This window comes from Polaromonas aquatica (genome assembly GCF_042659145.1).
Taxonomy (GTDB): domain Bacteria; phylum Pseudomonadota; class Gammaproteobacteria; order Burkholderiales; family Burkholderiaceae_C; genus Polaromonas; species Polaromonas aquatica.
In genome coordinates this window covers 282337-299793 of record NZ_JBHSRS010000013.1, presented here as the reverse complement: position 1 = coordinate 299793, position 17457 = coordinate 282337, and the positions used below count along the sequence as shown (strand labels likewise).

Below are 17457 nucleotides of genomic sequence, written 5' to 3'. Positions count from 1 at the left end.
GTATCAACGATGTCGGGGCGAGCAACACAAACCGCCCCAGCAACTGCCAATTACAAATAACGCGGCAGCAACCTCGCAACCCGCTGCAAAAACGCAAACTCCTCGTCATTCACCGGCTGCTCGCTGAAGTCAAAGTGGCAGAAGGTGCCAAACAGCTTGTCCCCGCCGCCCTGCAAGGGCAAACCGATATAGCTGCCCACCACGCCCTGATAAGGATGGCCGTCAAGCCGCGTGTCGGAGGCTGACTGGCTGGTAACGAATTGCCCGTCGCGCAGCACAAACTGGCAAAAGCTTGTTTCCAGCGGGACCGCCTCAAGCCCATTGACCTCCAGGGGGCTGCCGCCCTTGTCCACGAGCTCCACCCTGCGAAGCATCATGTCGTCCAGGCGGTAAACCGCCGTGAACCGGTGCGGGACCCGGTCGTTGAGGAAAGCAAGGCCGGCCTTCAGGCCTTGTTTCTGCAGCAGGTCTTGAAGGCTTTGGTAAGGATCAGAGGTCATTCCAAATGCTACCAGCTAACAACCTGGCCGGTGGCTGCGTTCTTATTCGGCGTCGTCATAAACGTCGCCGTGTGCATCATCGCCCTCCACGCGCGGCCTGGCCGTGCGGTGGCCCTGTTTGGCCACGACCTCGACGTAAAACTGTGTGCCGCCGTCTTTCACGAGCGCATCAATCGCGCCCATCAGCTCGGCAAAGTGAACCTCTGCCGCTGTTGCATCGCTGGCGCCGGCCTTGCAGTCAAAGTCCCAGAAATCCACGCCTTTGGGCAAGGCCTTGGCACGTTCGCGTTTGGCGTATTTGCGGATGTCGTGTTTGGCGGCTTCAAGCAGGCGGTCGCGGTTTTTGCCCTCTATCTGGAGCTGGTAGGTTTTTCTCATGGATGCCTTGGAATGCTGTTATTTTGTGGCTCAACAGGCCACAGTAAGGGGTGATTATCAGCGCGTAAGGCCAGGGGTGCGGAAAGCGCGCGGACAGAGAACCCGCACCGCAAAAAATCAGGCGGCCAGCACCCTGTCTATCGCCTCACGCAGGTGCTGCAGGCCAAACGACACATCGGTGAACACGCCGTTGACGTAAAACGCCGGCGTGGAACGCAGGCCCAGACGCCGTCCGCCCTGCATGTGCTCCTGCACACGCTGGAGGTAGACGTGGTCGTTCATTTCGTTCTGGTAGCGCGGCAAATCGAGGCCGATTTGCGCGGCGTAGTCGAGCAGGTGCTTTTCCTTGAGGTGGTGCTGGTTGGCAAACAGCAGCTCGTACATGGGCCAGAACTTTCCCTGGGCGCCGGCTGCTTCTGCGGCTTCGGCGGCCAGTTCGGCATGGGGATGCACTTCGCGCAGCGGGAAGTGCCTGAAAACAAAGCGCAGGTCGCCCGCGAAATGCGGGAGCATGACCTTCAAGGCACCGTGGGCCTGGAAACACGACGGGCATTCAAAGTCGCCGTATTCCATAAGGGTGATGGGTGCCGCCGACCGGCCCTCGATGTGGTCTATGGCCTCATCGGGGTACAGCAGCGGGTCCAGCCCGGCCTTGATGTTCATGACATTGCGCTGCGGCGCTCAGTTTGCCGCATTCTCCAGCGCTTCATCAAGCGCCTTGCATGAAGGGGAGCATACGGCCTGGGACTTGCCCAGCACCTTGCGCGTGCCCATCAGTGAACGGGCGCGGTGTTTGCCGCACATAAAGCACGACATGGTGGCTGCGCCAAACGAGGTGGTGGCAGCAAAGGGAGAGCCCGACACCTTGGATTTGTAGCGCAGGCCGTCAGCGAGTACAGCGGTTTTTGCGTCAGCTCTTGCCATGTTTTGGATCTTCCTTGGGTTGGGTTGTTGAAGGGGTTCAGGCCTGGCGCATCGCGTGGGCAATGGCTTCCCTGGCTTGTTGTTCCGAGGCGAGAGAGGCATCCAGCGCAGAGCGGCAAAGCCCTGCGTACTGGTAATTGACGTTCTCGTACAGCTCGGCTGCGGCCGGATGGGTGTCCAGCAGCGCACGAAATTCGATGCCAGGCTCGACATCGCCGAATTCATTGACCAGGTGTTCGACCACCGAGAGGTATTGCCCGGGGTCAACCGGCTCGCTGCTGTGCTCCAGGCGCTCAAGCAACTCCGCCAGCACGTGGGTCACGGTCAGGTCGTTCTTGTGGGGAACGTTGGAAGAGGAGGTGTGGGTGGCGTTCATGGACAGCAGCTTGGGGTTTTCTGGTCGAATTCAAGCTTTGCGGGCTCTATTTTACCCCTTCTAAAGACCTTGTGAGTTGGGGTATTCGCTATCTAATTTATAGCTGCTTGCGCAGGGCCGACAAAGGCCAGCACGCAATCCGGTATGTAAAGCCAGCTTGTCAAGGCCTATCTGGCCTGACAGGCCCGGTTATCGGGTGAAAAAGCCTTTTTTATGCATTTTGACGATGAAAATGGCCCGGGGCCCTTATAAATCGCCCGCAACCAGCTACGTATTTGATAGCAGGCAACTTCGCCGGGCAACTGCGCGCCGCGCAATGTCAAGCGGCATGGCCCTTCAGCACCAGGTGGCTCACCAGCATCTGCGCTGCGGCCGACAGCCCTTCCTCGTTTCTGAAGCAGATGGCAAAACGCCGGCTGGCCCAGGGTTCTGCCAGCGGCAGCACCCGCAGGCCGTAAGTCCTGGCGTAGGCTTCTGCCACTTCCGCCGGGACCACGCTGATGGCCAGGTTGGCGCGCACCACGCGCAGTGCCGCCTCGAAGTTGGAAACGATGACGCGGTGGTTCACGACCTTGCCAAGCAGCGCCGCGGCGCGCTGCAGCATGACCTGCACGGCGCTGTGCACCGGCAGGCTGACGTGTTCGTAGTCCAGCGTCTGCTCGAAACGCAGCGTTTCATGCACCGCCAGCGGGTGTGAGGGATGGGCGACGATGGCCAGGTGGTCGGTGCGGTAGCTGCGCGACTGCAGGCCGGTCAGGTCGGCCGCGTCCCAGCAAATGCCAACCGAGGCCACGCCCTCCTTGATGCCGCGTATCACGTCCGGGCTGACGCGCTCTTCCATGCTGATCTGTATGTCGTGGTGCGCCGGCACCTTCAGGAAGGCAGCAACATCGTCAGCCAGCGACTCGGCCATGACGGATGCCGTGGCCAGGATGCGCACCTGGCCGCGCACGCCCAGCGCATAGGCGGCCATGTCGCGCTCGATGTCCTCGGCGCTGGCCAGCATGGTGCGGGCGTGCTCCAGCAGGCTTTCGCCGGCCGGTGTGGGCTCCACGCCGCGCCGCCTGCGTACCAGCAGCGGCGTGCCGACGGTATCTTCCAGCTGCGCCAGCCGTTTGCTGATGGCCGAGCCGACGATGTTGGCCTGCTCGGCCGCACGCGCAATGCTGCGGGTTTCACATACGGCGGCAAACAGCCGCAAGGTGGTCATGTCCAGGTCTCTCATGGGCGTCTCCTGCCGGAACCGGGCCGGATGGCGCGGTATTCCTGTTATGAACTTCCAATCAGGAACTTCAAAGCTTCCAAAATTGATTATCCAGCGGTTTCAGGAAAACCTAAACTCCCTGCAAACAAGCCAGATGAGATGGAAACCGCAGTGAACACCCTTTCAAACACCCTCCCCCAGCAAGTCAGCATCCGTGAAGTCGGCCTGCGCGACGGGCTGCAAAGCATTTCTGCCATCATGCCGACCGAGCGCAAGCTGGCCTGGCTGCGCGGCGCCTACGACGCTGGCCAGCGCGAAATCGAGGTCGGCTCCTTTGTCCCGGCGCGGCTGCTGCCGCAACTGGCCGACACCGCCGAACTGGTGGCGTTTGCCAAAACCCTGCCCGGCCTGGTGACCTCGGTGCTGATGCCCAACCTGAAAGGCGCCGAGCGCGCCATTGAATCAGGCGCCGACCTGATGCTGCTGCCGATCTCGGCCAGCCACGCCCACAGCCTGGCCAATTTGCGCAAGACACCGGACGAGGTGGTCGAAGAGATAGGCCGCATACGCGCCGCGCGTGATGCATCGGGCTCGGCCATGCTGCTGGAAGTCGGCATGAGCACCGCCTTTGGCTGCACCCTGCAAGGCCGCGTTGAACCGGCCGAAGTCCTGCGCCTGCTGCAGGCCGTGCTGGATGCTGGCGCCGACCGCGTGGGCCTGGCCGATACCGTGGGTTATGCCGACCCGGCCATGGTGCGTGAGCTGTTTGAAGCAGCGTTCAAGGTGGCCGGCGACCGGCTGGCCTGCGGGCATTTTCATGACACACGCGGCATGGGCATTGCCAATGTGTATGCCGCCCTGCAAACCGGCGTGACACGCTTTGACGCCTGCCTGGCCGGCATAGGCGGCTGCCCGCACGCGCCCGGCGCCAGCGGCAATGTGGCCAGCGAAGACCTGGCCTATATGTTTGCCAGCATGGGCATAGCCACCGGCATTGACTTCGACAAACTGATGGCGCTGCGCACCAAGGTCGCTGGCTGGCTGGAGGGCGAAACTCTGCACGGCACCCTGTGGCGCTCCGGCCTGCCCAAAACCATGCTGGCCGCTACGGCCTGAACATTTCTTAATCCCAAAAAACTGCATGCAAGATAAAACAACATCAACCCCGCCCCAGCCACTGGCCGGCCTGCGCGTCGTCGAATTCACCCACATGGTCATGGGCCCCACCTGCGGCATGGTGCTGGCCGACATGGGCGCCGAGGTCATCAAGGTCGAACCCATAGACGGCGACCGCACACGCCACCTGCTGGGTGCCGGCTCGGGATTTTTCCCGCTGTTCAACCGCAACAAAAAAAGCATGGGCATCGACTTGCATGACCCCGTGGGCGCCGAGGTGGCGCGCAAGCTCTGCGCCAGTGCCGATGTGGTGGCCGAGAACTTCAAGCCCGGCACCATGGCGAAATACGGCCTGGACTACAACACACTGAGCGCCACCAACCCGCGCCTGATCTACGCCAGCCACAAGGGTTTTCTGCCCGGCCCGTATGACCACCGCACCGCGCTCGATGAAGTCGTGCAGATGATGGGCGGCCTGGCCTACATGACGGGCCGGCCCGGCGACCCGCTGCGCGCCGGCACCAGCGTGAACGACATCATGGGCGGCATGTTTGGCGCCATCGGCGTGCTGGGCGCGCTGATCCAGCGCGGCATCAGCGGCAAGGGCATGGAAATCCAGTCGGCGCTGTTTGAAAACAATGTGTTCCTGGTCGGCCAGCACATGCTGCAGTACGCCATCACCGGCCAGCCGGCGGCCCCCATGCCTGACCGCATTTCAGCCTGGGGCGTGTACGACGTGTTCAATGTGAAGGACGGCGAGCAGATCTTCCTGGCGGCGGTCAGCGACGCGCAATGGGCCACCTTCTGCGATGCGCTGGGTTTTGCCGACCTCAAGGCCGACACACGCTACGCCAGCAACAACCAGCGCGTCACCCTGCGCCCCACCCTGCTGCCCCTGCTGCGCGAGCGCCTGGCACTGCGCCGTGCCGACGAGCTAGTGGCGCTGTTTGAAAAAGCCGGCCTGCCGTTTGCGCCCATCCGCAGGCCCGAAGAGCTGTATGACGACGAGCACCTGCTGGCCAGCGGCGGGCTGGCCGACATCACGCTGCCCGACGGCGCACGTGCCGGGCAGACCGCCAAGACCACGCTGTTCCCCATCACCATGCAGGGCCAGCGCCTGGGCGTGCGCCTGCAGCCGCCCACCCTGGGCCAGCACACGCGGGAGCTGCTGTCCGGCCTGGGCTACAGCGCCGGCGATATCGACGATTTACATCGGCAGGCAGCCGTGGCCTGACGCTGCCCAGCCTTTTTGCAACCCACGATAAACAGACGGAGACAACATGAAATACCAGATAAACAAGAGCCCGACACAGCAAACCACCAGCCCGGCCGGCAGACGCCAGGCCCTGCAGCGGCTTGGCGCGCTGGCGCTTGGCGGCGCGTTCGCCGCCGCGCCGCTACGGCTGCTGGCCCAGGGCAGCGACAGGGTTGTGCGTTTTATCCTGCCGGTAGGCGCCGGCTCGGGGGTAGACACCATTGTTCGCGCCGCCAGCGTCGCGCTGGGCAAGGCACTGGGCCATGCGGTGGTGATTGAAAACCAGCCCGGCGCGGGCGGCATCGTCGGCACGGCAACGCTGGTCAAGGCCGCGCCGGACGGCATGACCCTGAGCGTGGTGTCCAACAACCACGTGATCTACCCCAGTGTCTACAAGTCGCTGCCGTTTGACCCTATCAACGACATCACGCCCATCACCGTGATCGGCTCCACACCCATGGTGCTGGTGGTCAACCCGGCAAAAATGCCGGCCACCAATGTGAAGGAGCTGGTCGCGCTGCTCAAGGCCAAACCCGATACGTACAACTATGCGTCGTCGGGCAACGGGACCATCCTGCACCTGGCCGCCCAGATGTTTCTGGACGAAGCACAGGTCAGGGCCAAACACATTCCCTACAAAGGCGTCGGGCCCATGGTGACCGACCTGATAGGCGGACAGGTGGAGATGGGCGTGCTGGCGCTGCCCGCCATACAGGCGCACCTGAAAAGCGGCGCCCTGCGCGCCATAGGCGTGGGCGGCAACGCACGCTCGGCGGCTGCGCCAGAGATCCCCACCATCGCGGAACAGGGCCTGCCCAACTACAACATGGAAGGCTGGTTCGCCGTGGTCGGCCCGGCAAAACTGCCCGCATCAGAGGCCAGGCGCATACAGGCCGCCGTTGCAGCGGCCTATGCCACTCCCGAGGTGAAGGAAGCCATGGCCAAACAGGGCAACACCATCAACCCGGGCACGCCTGAAGCCGCAGCGCTGTACTTTCGCAGCGAAATGGCGAAGTACGCGCAACTCGTCAAAAAAGCGGGCGTTGAACTGCAATAGGCCGGGGCGGCGCCCGGCCTGCTCTGTTTTTGATAGCTGGCTGCGCAGGCAGGACGGAGGCCAGGGCACGATTTTCCTTGAAATTTGATGACCGGCAGCAACCTGGCGCCGCCGGTTTTCATCCATTTTCAGAACCAAATCGGCCCCAGCCCCCCGTGTTACAAGCGCGGCCAGCTACCTTATTGATAGCAATGGCCGATTACAGCTTGGCGATGGACACTTCCGTCGACTTGACCAGCGCCACCACCTCGCTGCCCACGGCCAGCTCAAGCTGCTCGACGGAGCGCGTGGTAATGACCGAGGTCACGATGCCCCAGGGTGTTTCGACATCGATCTCGGAGACAACATCGCCACGGATGATCTCCTTGACCTTGCCGCGGAACTGGTTGCGTACGTTGATGGCCTGGATGGACATAAAAAACTCCTTCTGGTTAAAAAACTGTTTGCTATCAAGTCAATAGCTGCTTGCGCTTACCCGTTGAGCCATGGCGGCCTCTTTTATCTGCAACATCGCTCCATCACACGATCTCCGCCAGGTCGTCAAACGCGAGCCGTGGTCCGCGGGCAAAACTGCCGGCGCGGTCGGCCACACCGAGGTTGACGAGAAAGTTGGCGCGGTAGCGGCCATCCGGGAAGAAGGCTTTGTCCACCAGCGCCGCGTCAAAGCCCGACTGCGGCCCGGCGTCCAGCCCCAGCGCGCGTGCCGCGAGCACCAGGTAGGCGCCCTGCAGGCTGGTGTTGCGAAACGCCATCGCGCGTGCGGCCTCCTCATGGTTTTTGAAGATCGACCTGCCATCGTGCCCGTCAAACGGGTCCGGCTGGTGTTCATAAAACTTTGTGTCGTGCGCCACGATCACCGTCACGCCGGCGGCCAGCGTCTGGGCCGTGTTGCTGCCCGTCAGCGCGGGCCTTAGGCGCGCTTTCGCCTCGGCACTGCGCACAAAAACGTAGTGCGCCGGCGGGGCGTTGAAGGCGGTCGGGCCCCACCTGAGCAGGTCGTGGAAAAGCGCACGTATGGTTTCGTCGGCTACTGGCACCGGCTTGAAGGCGTGCACCTTGCGCGCATGCAGGAACAATTGCTCAAGCCCGGTGTCGGGTACGGCTTGCAGAATGGCTAAATCGGGTTCTCTTTTCATCCGGATATCTCAAAGGGTTTTGCTCAAACAGCCCAGCGCACGCCGTGCAAAGGCGTGCCCGGCCAGGCCAGGTCTGGTTTGTCGTGGGCGGGTTGCTGCAGCACCCGGTTGAGGATCCTGTTTTCAAGCGCGCCAAAACGCGGGTCGTCATGCCGGCGCGGGCGGGCAATGTCTATGCGCTCGTCCAGCGCAATGCGGCCGTCCTCGATCAGGATCACGCGGTCGGCCAGCGCCACCGCCTCCTGCACGTCGTGTGTCACCAGCAAGGCGGTGAAACCGCTCCTTTGCCACAGGCCCTCGATCAACTGGTGCATCTCGATGCGGGTCAGCGCATCCAGCGCGCCCAGCGGCTCGTCGAGCAGCAACAGGCGCGGGTTGTGCACCAGGGCGCGCGCCAGCGACACACGCTGGCGCTGGCCGCCCGAAAGGCGTGCCGGCCAGTCGGGCTGGCGATCCGCCAGGCCCACTTGCGCCAGCACGTCGGCAGCCGCAGCATGGCTTCCCTTCGGCAAGCCAAGCGCCACGTTGTCGATCACACGGCGCCAGGGCAGCAGGCGTGAGTCCTGGAACATGATGCGGGTGTCATCGCGCAGGCCTTTGACGTCGCGCCCATCAAGGCGAATGCTGCCCTGCGTGGCGTCCTCCAGCCCGGCCACCAGGCGCAGCAGGGTCGATTTACCGCAGCCGCTGCGACCCACGATGGCCACGAATTCGCCGGGCTCAATCACCAGTTCGGTGTGTTGCAGCACCTGGCGCTGGCCGTATTTTTTCGACAGGCCGCGCACTTCGAGGCGCACGCCGCGGGCAGACCCGCTCGTTACCGTTCGGGCTGAGCCTGTCGAAGCCTTTGCAAGCCCTGTCCTGAGCCCGTCCAAGGGCTCTGCGCGAACTGGAAAAGTGATGGTTTGAGTCATGATTTCTCCTTAAACACCGGCACTCTGGTAACCCGGGTGCCAGCGCAGCCAGTAGCGCTCCAGACCGCGTGCAAAAACGTCGGCCAGCTTGCCCAGCAAGGCGTAGAGCAGGATGCCGACCAGCACCACGTCGGTCTGCAAAAACTCGCGGGCATTCATGGTCAGGTAACCGATGCCGGACTGCGCCGAGATGGTTTCGGCCACGATCAGGATGACCCACATCAGTCCCAGCGAAAAGCGCAGGCCCACCAAAATGGACGACATCGCGCCCGGCAGGATGACTTCGCGGTACAGCTGCCAGCGCGTCAGGCCGTAGGTACGACCCATCTCGATCAGGCCGGGGTCCACATTGCGTATGCCGTGGAAGGTGTTGATGTAGATCGGGAAAAACACCGACACCGCAATCAGGAACAACTTGGCCGACTCGTCGATGCCAAACCACAGGATCACCAGCGGGATCAGCGCCAGCGCCGGGATGTTGCGCACCATCTGTATGGTCGAGTCCAGCAGGGTTTCAAAAAACTTCACCGAGCCCGTGAGCAGGCCAAAGGCCAGGCCCAGCCCGCCGCCTATGGCCAGCCCGGCCAGCGCACGGCCTGCGCTGACCTTGACGTGTGTCCAGAGCTCACCCGATTCGGACAGCGACCAGGCCGCCTTGACCACCTCCAGCGGCGCAGGCAACACGCGCGTCGAGAGCCAGCCCAGCGACGAAGCCACCTGCCACAAGGCGACCAGGCCCACCGGCACCACCCAGGGCAGCAGGCGCTGACCCAGGTCGCGCAGGAAAGCAGCGACTGAAAACTGCGGCCAGACCACTGCAATCAGTGGTAAAAAACCCCAGCCCGGTGCGTCCACGGTATCGGGAAGCGGCGTCACCTGAAGTTCGCGTACGTCGCGTACATGTTCTGTCATGGGAATGCTTTCTTCTGTTGCTTAACTTTGTGAAACCCGTGGCAGGTAGTTGTTCGCCACTACCTCGCCAAAAGGCCCATTCAGGGCCGTGCCCGGCAATTTGTCCTGCAACTTGCGCGGCAGCAGCGGAAACACCAGCTCGGCAAAACGGTAGGCTTCTTCAAGGTGCGGATAACCTGACAGCACAAAGGTGTCCAGGCCCAGCGCGGCGTATTCCTCAATGCGTGCGGCAACCGTTTTTGGATCACCGACCAATGCAGTGCCGGCGCCGCCGCGCACCAGGCCCACACCGGCCCAGAGATTCGGGCTGATTTCAAGGTCCGCGCGTGTGCGACTGAACGCCGACGGGCCGCCCCCAGGCGTGAGCGCCCCCTCGGGGGGCAGCGAGGACACGTTAGTGCCGAGCGTGGGGGCCTTATTCCTTGCCCCCGCATGCAGGGCTGCCATGCGGCGCTGGCCTTCCGAGTCCATTCTTGAAAATGCACTTTGGGCACGTATGACGGTGTCGTCATCGAGCTTGCTGATCAGGCTTTCGGCGGCACGCCAGGCTTCGTCATCGGTCTCACGCACGATGACATGCAGACGGATGCCGAACCTGACCGTGCGACCAAACTTTGCAGCCCTCGCCCGTACATCGGCCACTTTTTTGGCGACTTCGGCCGGCGGTTCACCCCAGGTCAGGTAGGTATCGACCTGCTCTGCTGCAAGCTCGTGTGCGGCTTCCGATGATCCGCCGAAATACACGGGTGGATAAGGCTGCTGCACAGGCGGATAAAGCAGCTTGGCACCCTTCACGCTCAGGTGTTTGCCCTCAAAGTCAAAACTCTCGCCGGCATGGCTGCGCGCAATGACCTCGCGCCAGATGCGAATGAACTCGGCGGACTGCTCGTAACGCTGGGCATGGTCGAGGTAGACGCCATCGCCTTCAAGCTCCGCCTGGTCGCCCCCCGTGACAAGGTTGACAGCCAGGCGCCCGCCCGAAAGCCGGTCAAACGTTGCGGCCATGCGCGCCGCCAGGCTGGGCTGGTGCAGGCCGGGCCGCACGGCCACCAGGAACTTGAGGTTTTTGGTCACCGGCAAAAGGCTGGACGCGACCACCCATGGGTCTTCGCAGGAGCGACCCGTGGGGATCAGCACACCTTCATAACCCAGCGTATCGGCGGCGACGGCGACCTGTTTGAGGTAGTCATAGCTGACCTGGCGCGCGCCCTCGCCTGTGCCCAGGTAGCGGCTGTCGCCGTGGGTTGGAATAAACCAGAAAACCTGCATCACAAACTCCCTGTCGATGCACCGGCAAGGCGCGTTCCAGCGGCCACCGTGGAACCGGCTTCGCCGGGCCACTGGTGGCGCCCCCTTGAGGGGGAGGCGGCCGCAAGGCCGCTTCGGGGGGGAGCCCCAATTCGCCAGACGATGTCTGAGACCTTGACGGCCTTTGGAATCAGGCCTAGTTTTAAAAACGCATCTGCCACGCGTTGCTGGTCGGCCACCGTGGCGGCGCTGAGCGGCCCCACCGGTGAAGCCGGCCGGCGCTGGATAAAGAGGCTGACCACCCCCGCATCCAGTCCGCTGAAGTCAGACACCAGCTTGATGGCTTCCTTGCGATTGTTTTGCGCGATGCCGTCAGCCCGTGTCAGTTCTTCAAGCAAAACCAGCAGGGTCGATTCATGCTGCGCAACGAATGGCCGCGACGCGAGGTAAAACGAGTTGTTGCTTGACAGCTCGCGGCCGGTGGCCAGTACACGCGGCTTGATGGCCAGCTCGGTGGCGGCATAAAACGGGTCCCAGATGGCCCAGGCGTCCACGCTCTTGCGCTCGAAAGCGGCGCGCGCATCGGCAGGCGCCAGGTAAATCGGCTGTATGTCGTCCCACTTGAGGCCGGCCTTTTCAACGGCACGCACCAGCAGGTAATGCGCGCTCGAGCCCTTTTGCAGCGCAATCTTTTTACCGCGCAGTTCAGCCAGCGTGCGCACCGGTGAATCGTTCAGGACCAGGATGGCGGAGCTGTCGGTTTTGGGCGGCTCGGCGGCGACATACAGCAGGTCCTTGCCGGCGGCCTGCGCAAACACAGGCGGCGAGTCGCCGGTCAGGCCGAACTCCAGGCTGCCGACTGACAGGGCTTCCAGCAGCTGCGGGCCTGCAGGAAATTCGGCCCAGGTCACCCTGGTGCCCGGAAAGCGCTTTTCGAGCGCGCCCTGCTGCTTGAGGATGACCAGGTTGACCGCGGACTTCTGGTAGCCAATGCGCAACTGCTCAGGCGCTTTTTCGGCTTTGGCGGGCGCTTGCGCCTGCGCGCCGGCAAGACCCAAACCCCAAAGCGCGGCTGTGGTTGCTACGACCTGGAGAAAACGGCGGCGCAATAGAAACGATGAAACCGTTGTGGCGTGGCTCATGATGATGTGTCCTTTGCTTTGTGTTTCGTCAAGGCGCGCTCAGGGCGCAGGCTTGTATGCCGCGTCCTTGACTGCGATGGCTTTGGGAATCAGCTTGAGCTCGAAAAAGGTATCGGCCAGTTTTTGCTGGTCGGCAATCACGCTGTCGGGCACGGGCTTGACGTTGAACTCGTAGCGCTTGAGGCTGAGCTCGACCACATCGACCGGCAGGCCCTGCAACGGCGCGATCAGCTCCGCGGCCTTCTTTAAATTAGCTTTGAGCCAGCGGCCCTGCGCCACCGAGTCGTCAAACAGCGCCTGTATGACTTTTGGGTTTTTACCGACAAAATTGCGCGCCGCCAGGTAGTACTGGTAGTTGTTGACCACGCCCTTGCCGTCGGCCAGCACGCGTGCGCCTATGGCTTTTTCAGCAGCGGCAGAGAACGGATCCCAGATCACCCAGGCATCGACATTCCTGCTTTCAAACGCGGCGCGGGCATCGGCCGGCGGCAGGTACACAGGCTGTATGTCGCTGAGCTTGAGGCCATTTTTCTCAAGCAGCTTCACCAGCAGGTAGTGCACATTGCTGCCCTTGTTGAGCGCGACTTTTTTGCCCTTGAGTTCGGCCACGGACTTGATGGCCGAATCCTTGGGCACAAGGATGGCTTCAGCCTCCGGCGCGGCCGGGTCATAGCCGATATATGCAAACTGCGCACCCGCAGCCTGGGCAAAGATGGGCGGCGCCTCGCCGACATAACCCACATCAACCGCGCCCAGGTTCAAGCCTTCCAGCAGTTGCGGGCCGGCCGGGAACTCCACCCATTTGACGCCGGCATTGAGCGGCGCCAGGCGCTTTTCAAGCGTGCCCTGCGCTTTTTGCAGCACAAACAGGCTGGCTGATTTCTGGTAGCCAATGCGCAGTTCAACCCTGTCCTGCGCCCGGGCAACCGGCAGCAGCAAGAGGCTGACGGCAAGCGCCAGGATTGCCGTGAACAGGATGATCCAGGCGAGTTTTTTCAGCCCCTTGCGGGTGCCTGGCTGGCGCACTGGGGCGGCCGGATTCGGGGTGCTTTCAGATGTCATGGGAAGGCCTTTTTTGTCTGGTTTGGGTCCGCGCCGGCAAGGCTCTGCCCTGCTGCATGCGCAACACTTTTCTGCGTGAACGGATGGGGTCAGGCTGGCAGGCATCCCTCAGGTGCCTGCGCGGGGTGTCAGACGCTACATCGCACCCTGGAAAACGGCACGGGCTCAAACCCGGCCGTGGCCGGCATTCGCAAGCCTTCCTGCAGCAGCCTGCCGACCGACTCGTCCAGCCGGGCCGCCACCTCGGGGCCGACGCTATAGCTCTTGTCGGCGGCCTGCGGAACCTGGGCATCGACGGCGTACACACCCGGCAAAATGTGGCGCGCCGACAGCGCCTGCAGCACGGGACGCAGGGCATAGTCAAGCGCCAGCATGTGGTGCGGGCTGCCGCCCGTGGCCAGCGGCAGCACGGTTTTGTCTTTCAGCGCGGTCTGCGACAACAGGTCCAGAAAGACCTTGAGCACGCCGCTGTAGGCCGCCTTGTAGACCGGCGTGGACACCACGATGGCCTGCGCCTTTGCCACCTGGGCTATCGCTTTAACCAGCGCTGGATGGTTCCAGTCCGCCAGCAGCAAGGCCGGTGCCGGCAACTCGCGGATGTTCAGGCGCTCAACGGCCACGCCTTTGTGGCGAAGCAGCCTTTCGGCGACGGCATCGAGCAACGCCGCCGAACGCGACTGTTCGGACGGGCTGCCTGCGATCAGCAACACAGTGGCTTGCACGGACATATTTCTTGTTCTCCCTGATTCGCCGTGATGATTCACTTGATTGGCCTTCTTGTCCTCCTGGCAAGTGCCAGCACGGAACCGGCTTTGCCGGGCCGCAGCTGGCGCCCCTTGAGGGGAGGCGGCCAGGGGCCGCTTCGGGGTAAGCCTATTTCCGCACGTAGATCTGGTCAAACGATCCACCGTCGGCAAAGTGTTCCTTGTCTGCCTTGGCCCAGCCGCCAAAGCTCTGGTCTATGGTGAAGAGGTTCAGTTTTGCGAACTGCTTGGCGTACTTGGCCTTGGCTTTTTCGGAAACCGCAGGGCGGTAGAAGTTTTTGCCGGCAATGTCCTGGCCTTCTTCGGAATAGAGGTATTTCAGGTATTCCTCGGCGACGGCACGTGTGCCCTTTTTGTCTACGTTTTTGTCCACCACGGCAACCGCGGGCTCGGCCAGGATGCTGATGGACGGTGCAATCACGTCAAACTTCGCGCCGAATTCTTTTTCCAGCAGGTAGGCCTCGTTTTCCCAGGCAATCAGCACATCGCCCTGTGCGCGTTGCGCAAAGGTGATGGTGGAGCCGCGTGCGCCGGTGTCCAGCACAGGCACGTTGCCGTAAAGTTTGGCCACGAAATCTTTGGCTTTGGCGTCGCCGCCGTATTTGCGTTTGGCAAACTCCCAGGCCGCCAGGTAGTTCCAGCGCGCGCCGCCCGAGGTCTTGGGGTTGGGTGTGATCACGCTGACGCCGGGCTTGACCAGGTCATCCCAGTCCTTGATGCCCTTGGGATTGCCCTGGCGCACCACCAGCACGATGGTCGAGGTGTAGGGCGACGAGTTGTGCGGCAGCTTTTTCTGCCAGTCAGGAGCCAGCCAGGCGCCGTTTTTGACCAGCGCATCGGTGTCGCCAGCCAGCGCCAGTGTGGCCACGTCTGCATCCAGGCCGTCAATGATGGAACGGGCCTGTTTGCCCGAGCCGCCGTGCGACTGTTTGATGGTCACGTCCTGGCCGGTTTTGGCTTTCCAGTATTTGGTAAATGCGGCGTTGTAGTCCACATACAGCTCGCGGGTCGGGTCGTAAGACACGTTAAGCAGGGTAACGGGCGGTTTCTGCGCCAGGCTGGGCAATACAGACCCTGCCAGCAACGCACCCAAGCCCAGGGACAGGGCGGTGCGGGTTGAAACATTGATAAAGTGGCGGCGTGAGGTCATGGTTGCTCTCTTTTCCAAAAAATGCGTTGAAATGCGAACAAAATGGATTCTGAAACCAGACCTTGAAAACTGGAACGAATAAAAATTCAGTTCTTTATATCCAAACTATCCTAAGCTCCACGACTTTAGTCACGAAAGAAATCTGAAATGGCACGCCTCGTCAAATGCATCAAACTCGGTATCGAAGCTGAGGGCCTGGACCTTCCACCCTACCCCGGCCCACTGGGAAAACGCATTTGGGAAGAAGTCAGCAAGCAGGCCTGGGCCGACTGGATGAAACAGCAAACCATGCTGGTCAACGAAAACCGGCTGAACCTGGCCGATGCCCGGGCACGCCAGTACCTGGCCCGGCAGATGGAAAAGCATTTTTTTGGCGATGGCGCCGACGCAGTGCAAGGCTACGTGCCGCCCTCACCCTGAGCTGAGCCTGGTCCCGACGAATGCCGGAGCGCATCGACTGGCTGGACGACGGGACAGCCAGCGGCACACCTTACAGCCCGCGTTTTGGCGACCGCTACCGCAGCGAGCTGGGCGGGCTTGAACAGGCGCGCGATGTCTTCCTCGCCGGTTGCGGCCTGCCTGCCGCCTGGGCGTCCAAAGCACAGTGGTCCATTCTTGAAACCGGCTTCGGCCTTGGCCTGAACTTTTTGGTGACCTGGGCAGCCTGGAAGGCCGACCCCCTGCGGCCGCGGCTGCTGCATTTTGTTTCGACTGAGGCTTTCCCCGCCAGCGCAGAGGACGTACTGCGCAGTGCTGCGGCACACCCGTCCCTGTTGCTACTGGCCACCGAATTGAAGGCCCAGTTATGGGGTTTGTTGCCCGGCTTTCACCGCCTCGTTTTTGAAGAAGGCCGCGTGCTGCTGACGCTGTGCATAGGTGACGCCAAGGCCATGTTGCGCCAGCAGCAGTTTGAGGCCGACTCGGTCTACCTCGACGGCTTCAGTCCGCAAAAAAATCCGGACATATGGGACGTCCACACCTTCAAGGCGGTGGCGCGCTGCTGCCGGCGCGGCACACGCATTGCCACATGGACAATCGCGCGCGCCGTGCGCGACGGGCTGGCGCAGGCTGGTTTTGTCGTCCGGAAAACACCCGGCATTCCGCCCAAACGCGACAACCTGCAGGGCGAATACAACCCCGCATGGGAACCCAGAAAACCGGCGCGCCACGCTCCGATAAAACAAGGCAAGCCAGGCAGTTGTGTGGTGATTGGCGCCGGCCTGGCCGGTGCGGCCGTGGCTGCAAGCCTGGCCAGGCGCGGCTGGCAGGTGTTGGTACTGGACGCTGCAGGCGCCCCGGCCAGCGGCGCTTCTGGCCTGCCCGCCGGGCTGCTGGTGCCGCATGTCTCGCCCGATGACAGTTTGCTGTCACGGCTGTCGCGCAGCGGTGTGCGCCTGACACTGCAGCAAGCCCATGCGCTTCTTGAGCCCGGCACCGACTGGGGCCATAGCGGCGTGTTGCAGCACAGTGTTGATGGCCCAGGCAAAACCTTGCCTGAAAGCTGGCCGGATGTTGGCTCCGACTGGAGCCGGATAGCCAGCCCGGAACAGCTTGTGCAGTGCGGCCTGCCCGCGTCCGCGCAGGCGCTCTGGCACGCACAGGCGGCATGGATCAAACCGGCCCGGCTGGTCAATGCCTGGCTGACAACGCCCGGCATTGAATGGCGCGGCCATTCGCAGGCAGCACGCCTGCAGTCCGCCCCGGAGGGCTGGCAGGTCATGGATGATGCAGGTGAGGTACTTGCGCAGGCCGGCCTTGTGGTGCTGGCATCGGGCTACGCCAGCCGCGCCCTGGCTGCAAGCGTCAGCCCTGTGCCACTGGCCCTGCAACCCATACGTGGACAGGTCTCATGGGCGCTGCACGGCGCGCAGCAAGAGGGCCTGCCCCCTTTCCCCGTCAATGGCCACGGCAGCCTGGTACCCGCTGTACCGCTCGCAGGTGGCCTGGCGTGGATTGCCGGCGCGAGTTATGAGCGCGACTGCACATCACCCGATATCAAACCGCAGGATGCGCAGGACAACCTGGCGCGCCTGCAAACCCTGCTGCCCCAGGCCGCAGCGCAAATGGCAACGGCGTTCGTTGAAGGACGGGTTGGCAACTGGGCCGGTATTCGCTGCGCCACGCCCGGCCGGCTGCCGGTTCTGGGGCCGATTGCGTCCTCCGCTTCGGGTGCGCAGGTCTGGGCATGCACGGGCATGGGCTCACGCGGGCTGACTTTTGCCGGTCTTTGTGCAGAACTGCTGGCGGCCCGGCTGCATGGCGAACCCTTGCCGCTGGAGTTGCGCCTGGCGCAGGCCATGGAACTGGCCAGCGTTTAAT

General features: G+C 62.8%; 20 protein-coding genes. 5 read left to right on the top strand and 15 right to left on the bottom strand.

Annotation, left to right across the window (positions count from 1 at the left end; genetic code table 11):
* Positions 1-50 precede the first annotated feature (50 nt).
* The 6 genes from ACFQND_RS05530 to ACFQND_RS05505 form a co-directional block, all read right to left on the bottom strand.
* Positions 51-500 (bottom strand): GAF domain-containing protein, encoded by a 450-nt coding sequence (locus ACFQND_RS05530; RefSeq protein ID WP_371435660.1) that lies wholly within the window; start codon positions 498-500, stop codon positions 51-53.
* A 42-nt stretch (positions 501-542) separates the two neighbouring features.
* Positions 543-878, bottom strand: a complete 336-nt coding sequence (locus tag ACFQND_RS05525; protein ID WP_371435659.1) for a DUF6172 family protein — start codon at positions 876-878, stop codon at positions 543-545.
* Positions 879-995: 117 nt separating this feature from the next.
* A complete protein-coding gene (locus ACFQND_RS05520; RefSeq protein ID WP_371435658.1) occupies positions 996-1541 on the bottom strand; it encodes a DsbA family protein in 546 nt (181 codons plus the stop codon).
* Between the two features lie 18 nt (positions 1542-1559).
* Positions 1560-1802: a hypothetical protein gene (locus ACFQND_RS05515; RefSeq protein WP_371435657.1), complete on the bottom strand. Its 243-nt coding sequence runs from the start codon at positions 1800-1802 to the stop codon at positions 1560-1562.
* 37 nt (positions 1803-1839) lie between these two features.
* A complete protein-coding gene (locus tag ACFQND_RS05510) occupies positions 1840-2178 on the bottom strand; it encodes a hypothetical protein (protein ID WP_371435656.1) in 339 nt (112 codons plus the stop codon).
* 319 nt (positions 2179-2497) lie between these two features.
* Positions 2498-3403 (bottom strand): LysR family transcriptional regulator, encoded by a 906-nt coding sequence (locus ACFQND_RS05505; RefSeq protein ID WP_371435655.1) that lies wholly within the window; start codon positions 3401-3403, stop codon positions 2498-2500.
* Between the two features lie 150 nt (positions 3404-3553).
* Between ACFQND_RS05505 and ACFQND_RS05500 the strand changes: the two genes are divergently transcribed.
* Genes ACFQND_RS05500 through ACFQND_RS05490 form a run of 3 tightly spaced genes read left to right on the top strand, consistent with a single transcriptional unit; the run spans position 3554 to position 6810 of the window.
* Entirely contained in the window at positions 3554-4498 is a 945-nt protein-coding gene (locus tag ACFQND_RS05500) for a hydroxymethylglutaryl-CoA lyase (protein ID WP_371435654.1), read from the top strand.
* A gap of 25 nt (positions 4499-4523) precedes the next feature.
* Positions 4524-5732, top strand: coding sequence for a CaiB/BaiF CoA transferase family protein (locus ACFQND_RS05495; RefSeq protein WP_371435653.1), 1209 nt, complete (start codon positions 4524-4526; stop codon positions 5730-5732).
* Positions 5733-5778: 46 nt separating this feature from the next.
* Entirely contained in the window at positions 5779-6810 is a 1032-nt protein-coding gene (locus ACFQND_RS05490; RefSeq protein WP_371435652.1) for a tripartite tricarboxylate transporter substrate-binding protein, read from the top strand.
* Between the two features lie 199 nt (positions 6811-7009).
* Here ACFQND_RS05490 and ACFQND_RS05485 read toward each other — a convergent pair whose 3' ends face one another.
* The 9 genes from ACFQND_RS05485 to ACFQND_RS05445 form a co-directional block, all read right to left on the bottom strand.
* Positions 7010-7225 carry a TOBE domain-containing protein gene (locus tag ACFQND_RS05485; protein ID WP_371435651.1) on the bottom strand — a complete coding sequence of 72 codons (216 nt, stop codon included), beginning with the start codon at positions 7223-7225 and terminating at the stop codon, positions 7010-7012.
* A 103-nt stretch (positions 7226-7328) separates the two neighbouring features.
* On the bottom strand, positions 7329-7946 hold the full coding sequence (locus tag ACFQND_RS05480; RefSeq protein WP_371435650.1) for a malonic semialdehyde reductase: 618 nt from the start codon (positions 7944-7946) through the stop codon (positions 7329-7331).
* 23 nt (positions 7947-7969) lie between these two features.
* Complete coding sequence (locus ACFQND_RS05475) at positions 7970-8860, bottom strand: ATP-binding cassette domain-containing protein (protein WP_371435649.1); 891 nt, start codon at positions 8858-8860, stop codon at positions 7970-7972.
* A 9-nt stretch (positions 8861-8869) separates the two neighbouring features.
* Complete coding sequence (ssuC, locus tag ACFQND_RS05470) at positions 8870-9772, bottom strand: aliphatic sulfonate ABC transporter permease SsuC (protein WP_371435648.1); 903 nt, start codon at positions 9770-9772, stop codon at positions 8870-8872.
* A 21-nt stretch (positions 9773-9793) separates the two neighbouring features.
* A complete protein-coding gene (locus ACFQND_RS05465; protein ID WP_371435647.1) occupies positions 9794-11041 on the bottom strand; it encodes an FMNH2-dependent alkanesulfonate monooxygenase in 1248 nt (415 codons plus the stop codon).
* Positions 11041-12162, bottom strand: a complete 1122-nt coding sequence (locus ACFQND_RS05460; protein ID WP_371435646.1) for an aliphatic sulfonate ABC transporter substrate-binding protein — start codon at positions 12160-12162, stop codon at positions 11041-11043. The genes ACFQND_RS05465 and ACFQND_RS05460 overlap by 1 nt, the downstream gene beginning before the upstream one ends.
* Positions 12163-12201: 39 nt before the next feature.
* On the bottom strand, positions 12202-13224 hold the full coding sequence (locus tag ACFQND_RS05455; RefSeq protein WP_371435645.1) for a sulfonate ABC transporter substrate-binding protein: 1023 nt from the start codon (positions 13222-13224) through the stop codon (positions 12202-12204).
* A gap of 128 nt (positions 13225-13352) precedes the next feature.
* Positions 13353-13952: an NADPH-dependent FMN reductase gene (ssuE, locus tag ACFQND_RS05450; RefSeq protein ID WP_371435644.1), complete on the bottom strand. Its 600-nt coding sequence runs from the start codon at positions 13950-13952 to the stop codon at positions 13353-13355.
* Positions 13953-14097: 145 nt separating this feature from the next.
* Positions 14098-15138, bottom strand: a complete 1041-nt coding sequence (locus tag ACFQND_RS05445) for a sulfate ABC transporter substrate-binding protein (protein ID WP_371435643.1) — start codon at positions 15136-15138, stop codon at positions 14098-14100.
* 147 nt (positions 15139-15285) lie between these two features.
* On the opposite strand from ACFQND_RS05445, the gene ACFQND_RS05440 reads away from it, so the two are divergent.
* The gene (locus ACFQND_RS05440; RefSeq protein ID WP_371435642.1) at positions 15286-15558 is read left to right on the top strand and encodes an oxidative damage protection protein; all 273 of its coding nucleotides are present in this window, start codon (positions 15286-15288) and stop codon (positions 15556-15558) included.
* A 20-nt stretch (positions 15559-15578) separates the two neighbouring features.
* The gene (gene mnmC, locus ACFQND_RS05435; RefSeq protein ID WP_371435641.1) at positions 15579-17456 is read left to right on the top strand and encodes an FAD-dependent 5-carboxymethylaminomethyl-2-thiouridine(34) oxidoreductase MnmC; all 1878 of its coding nucleotides are present in this window, start codon (positions 15579-15581) and stop codon (positions 17454-17456) included.
* Position 17457: the final 1 nt, after the last annotated feature.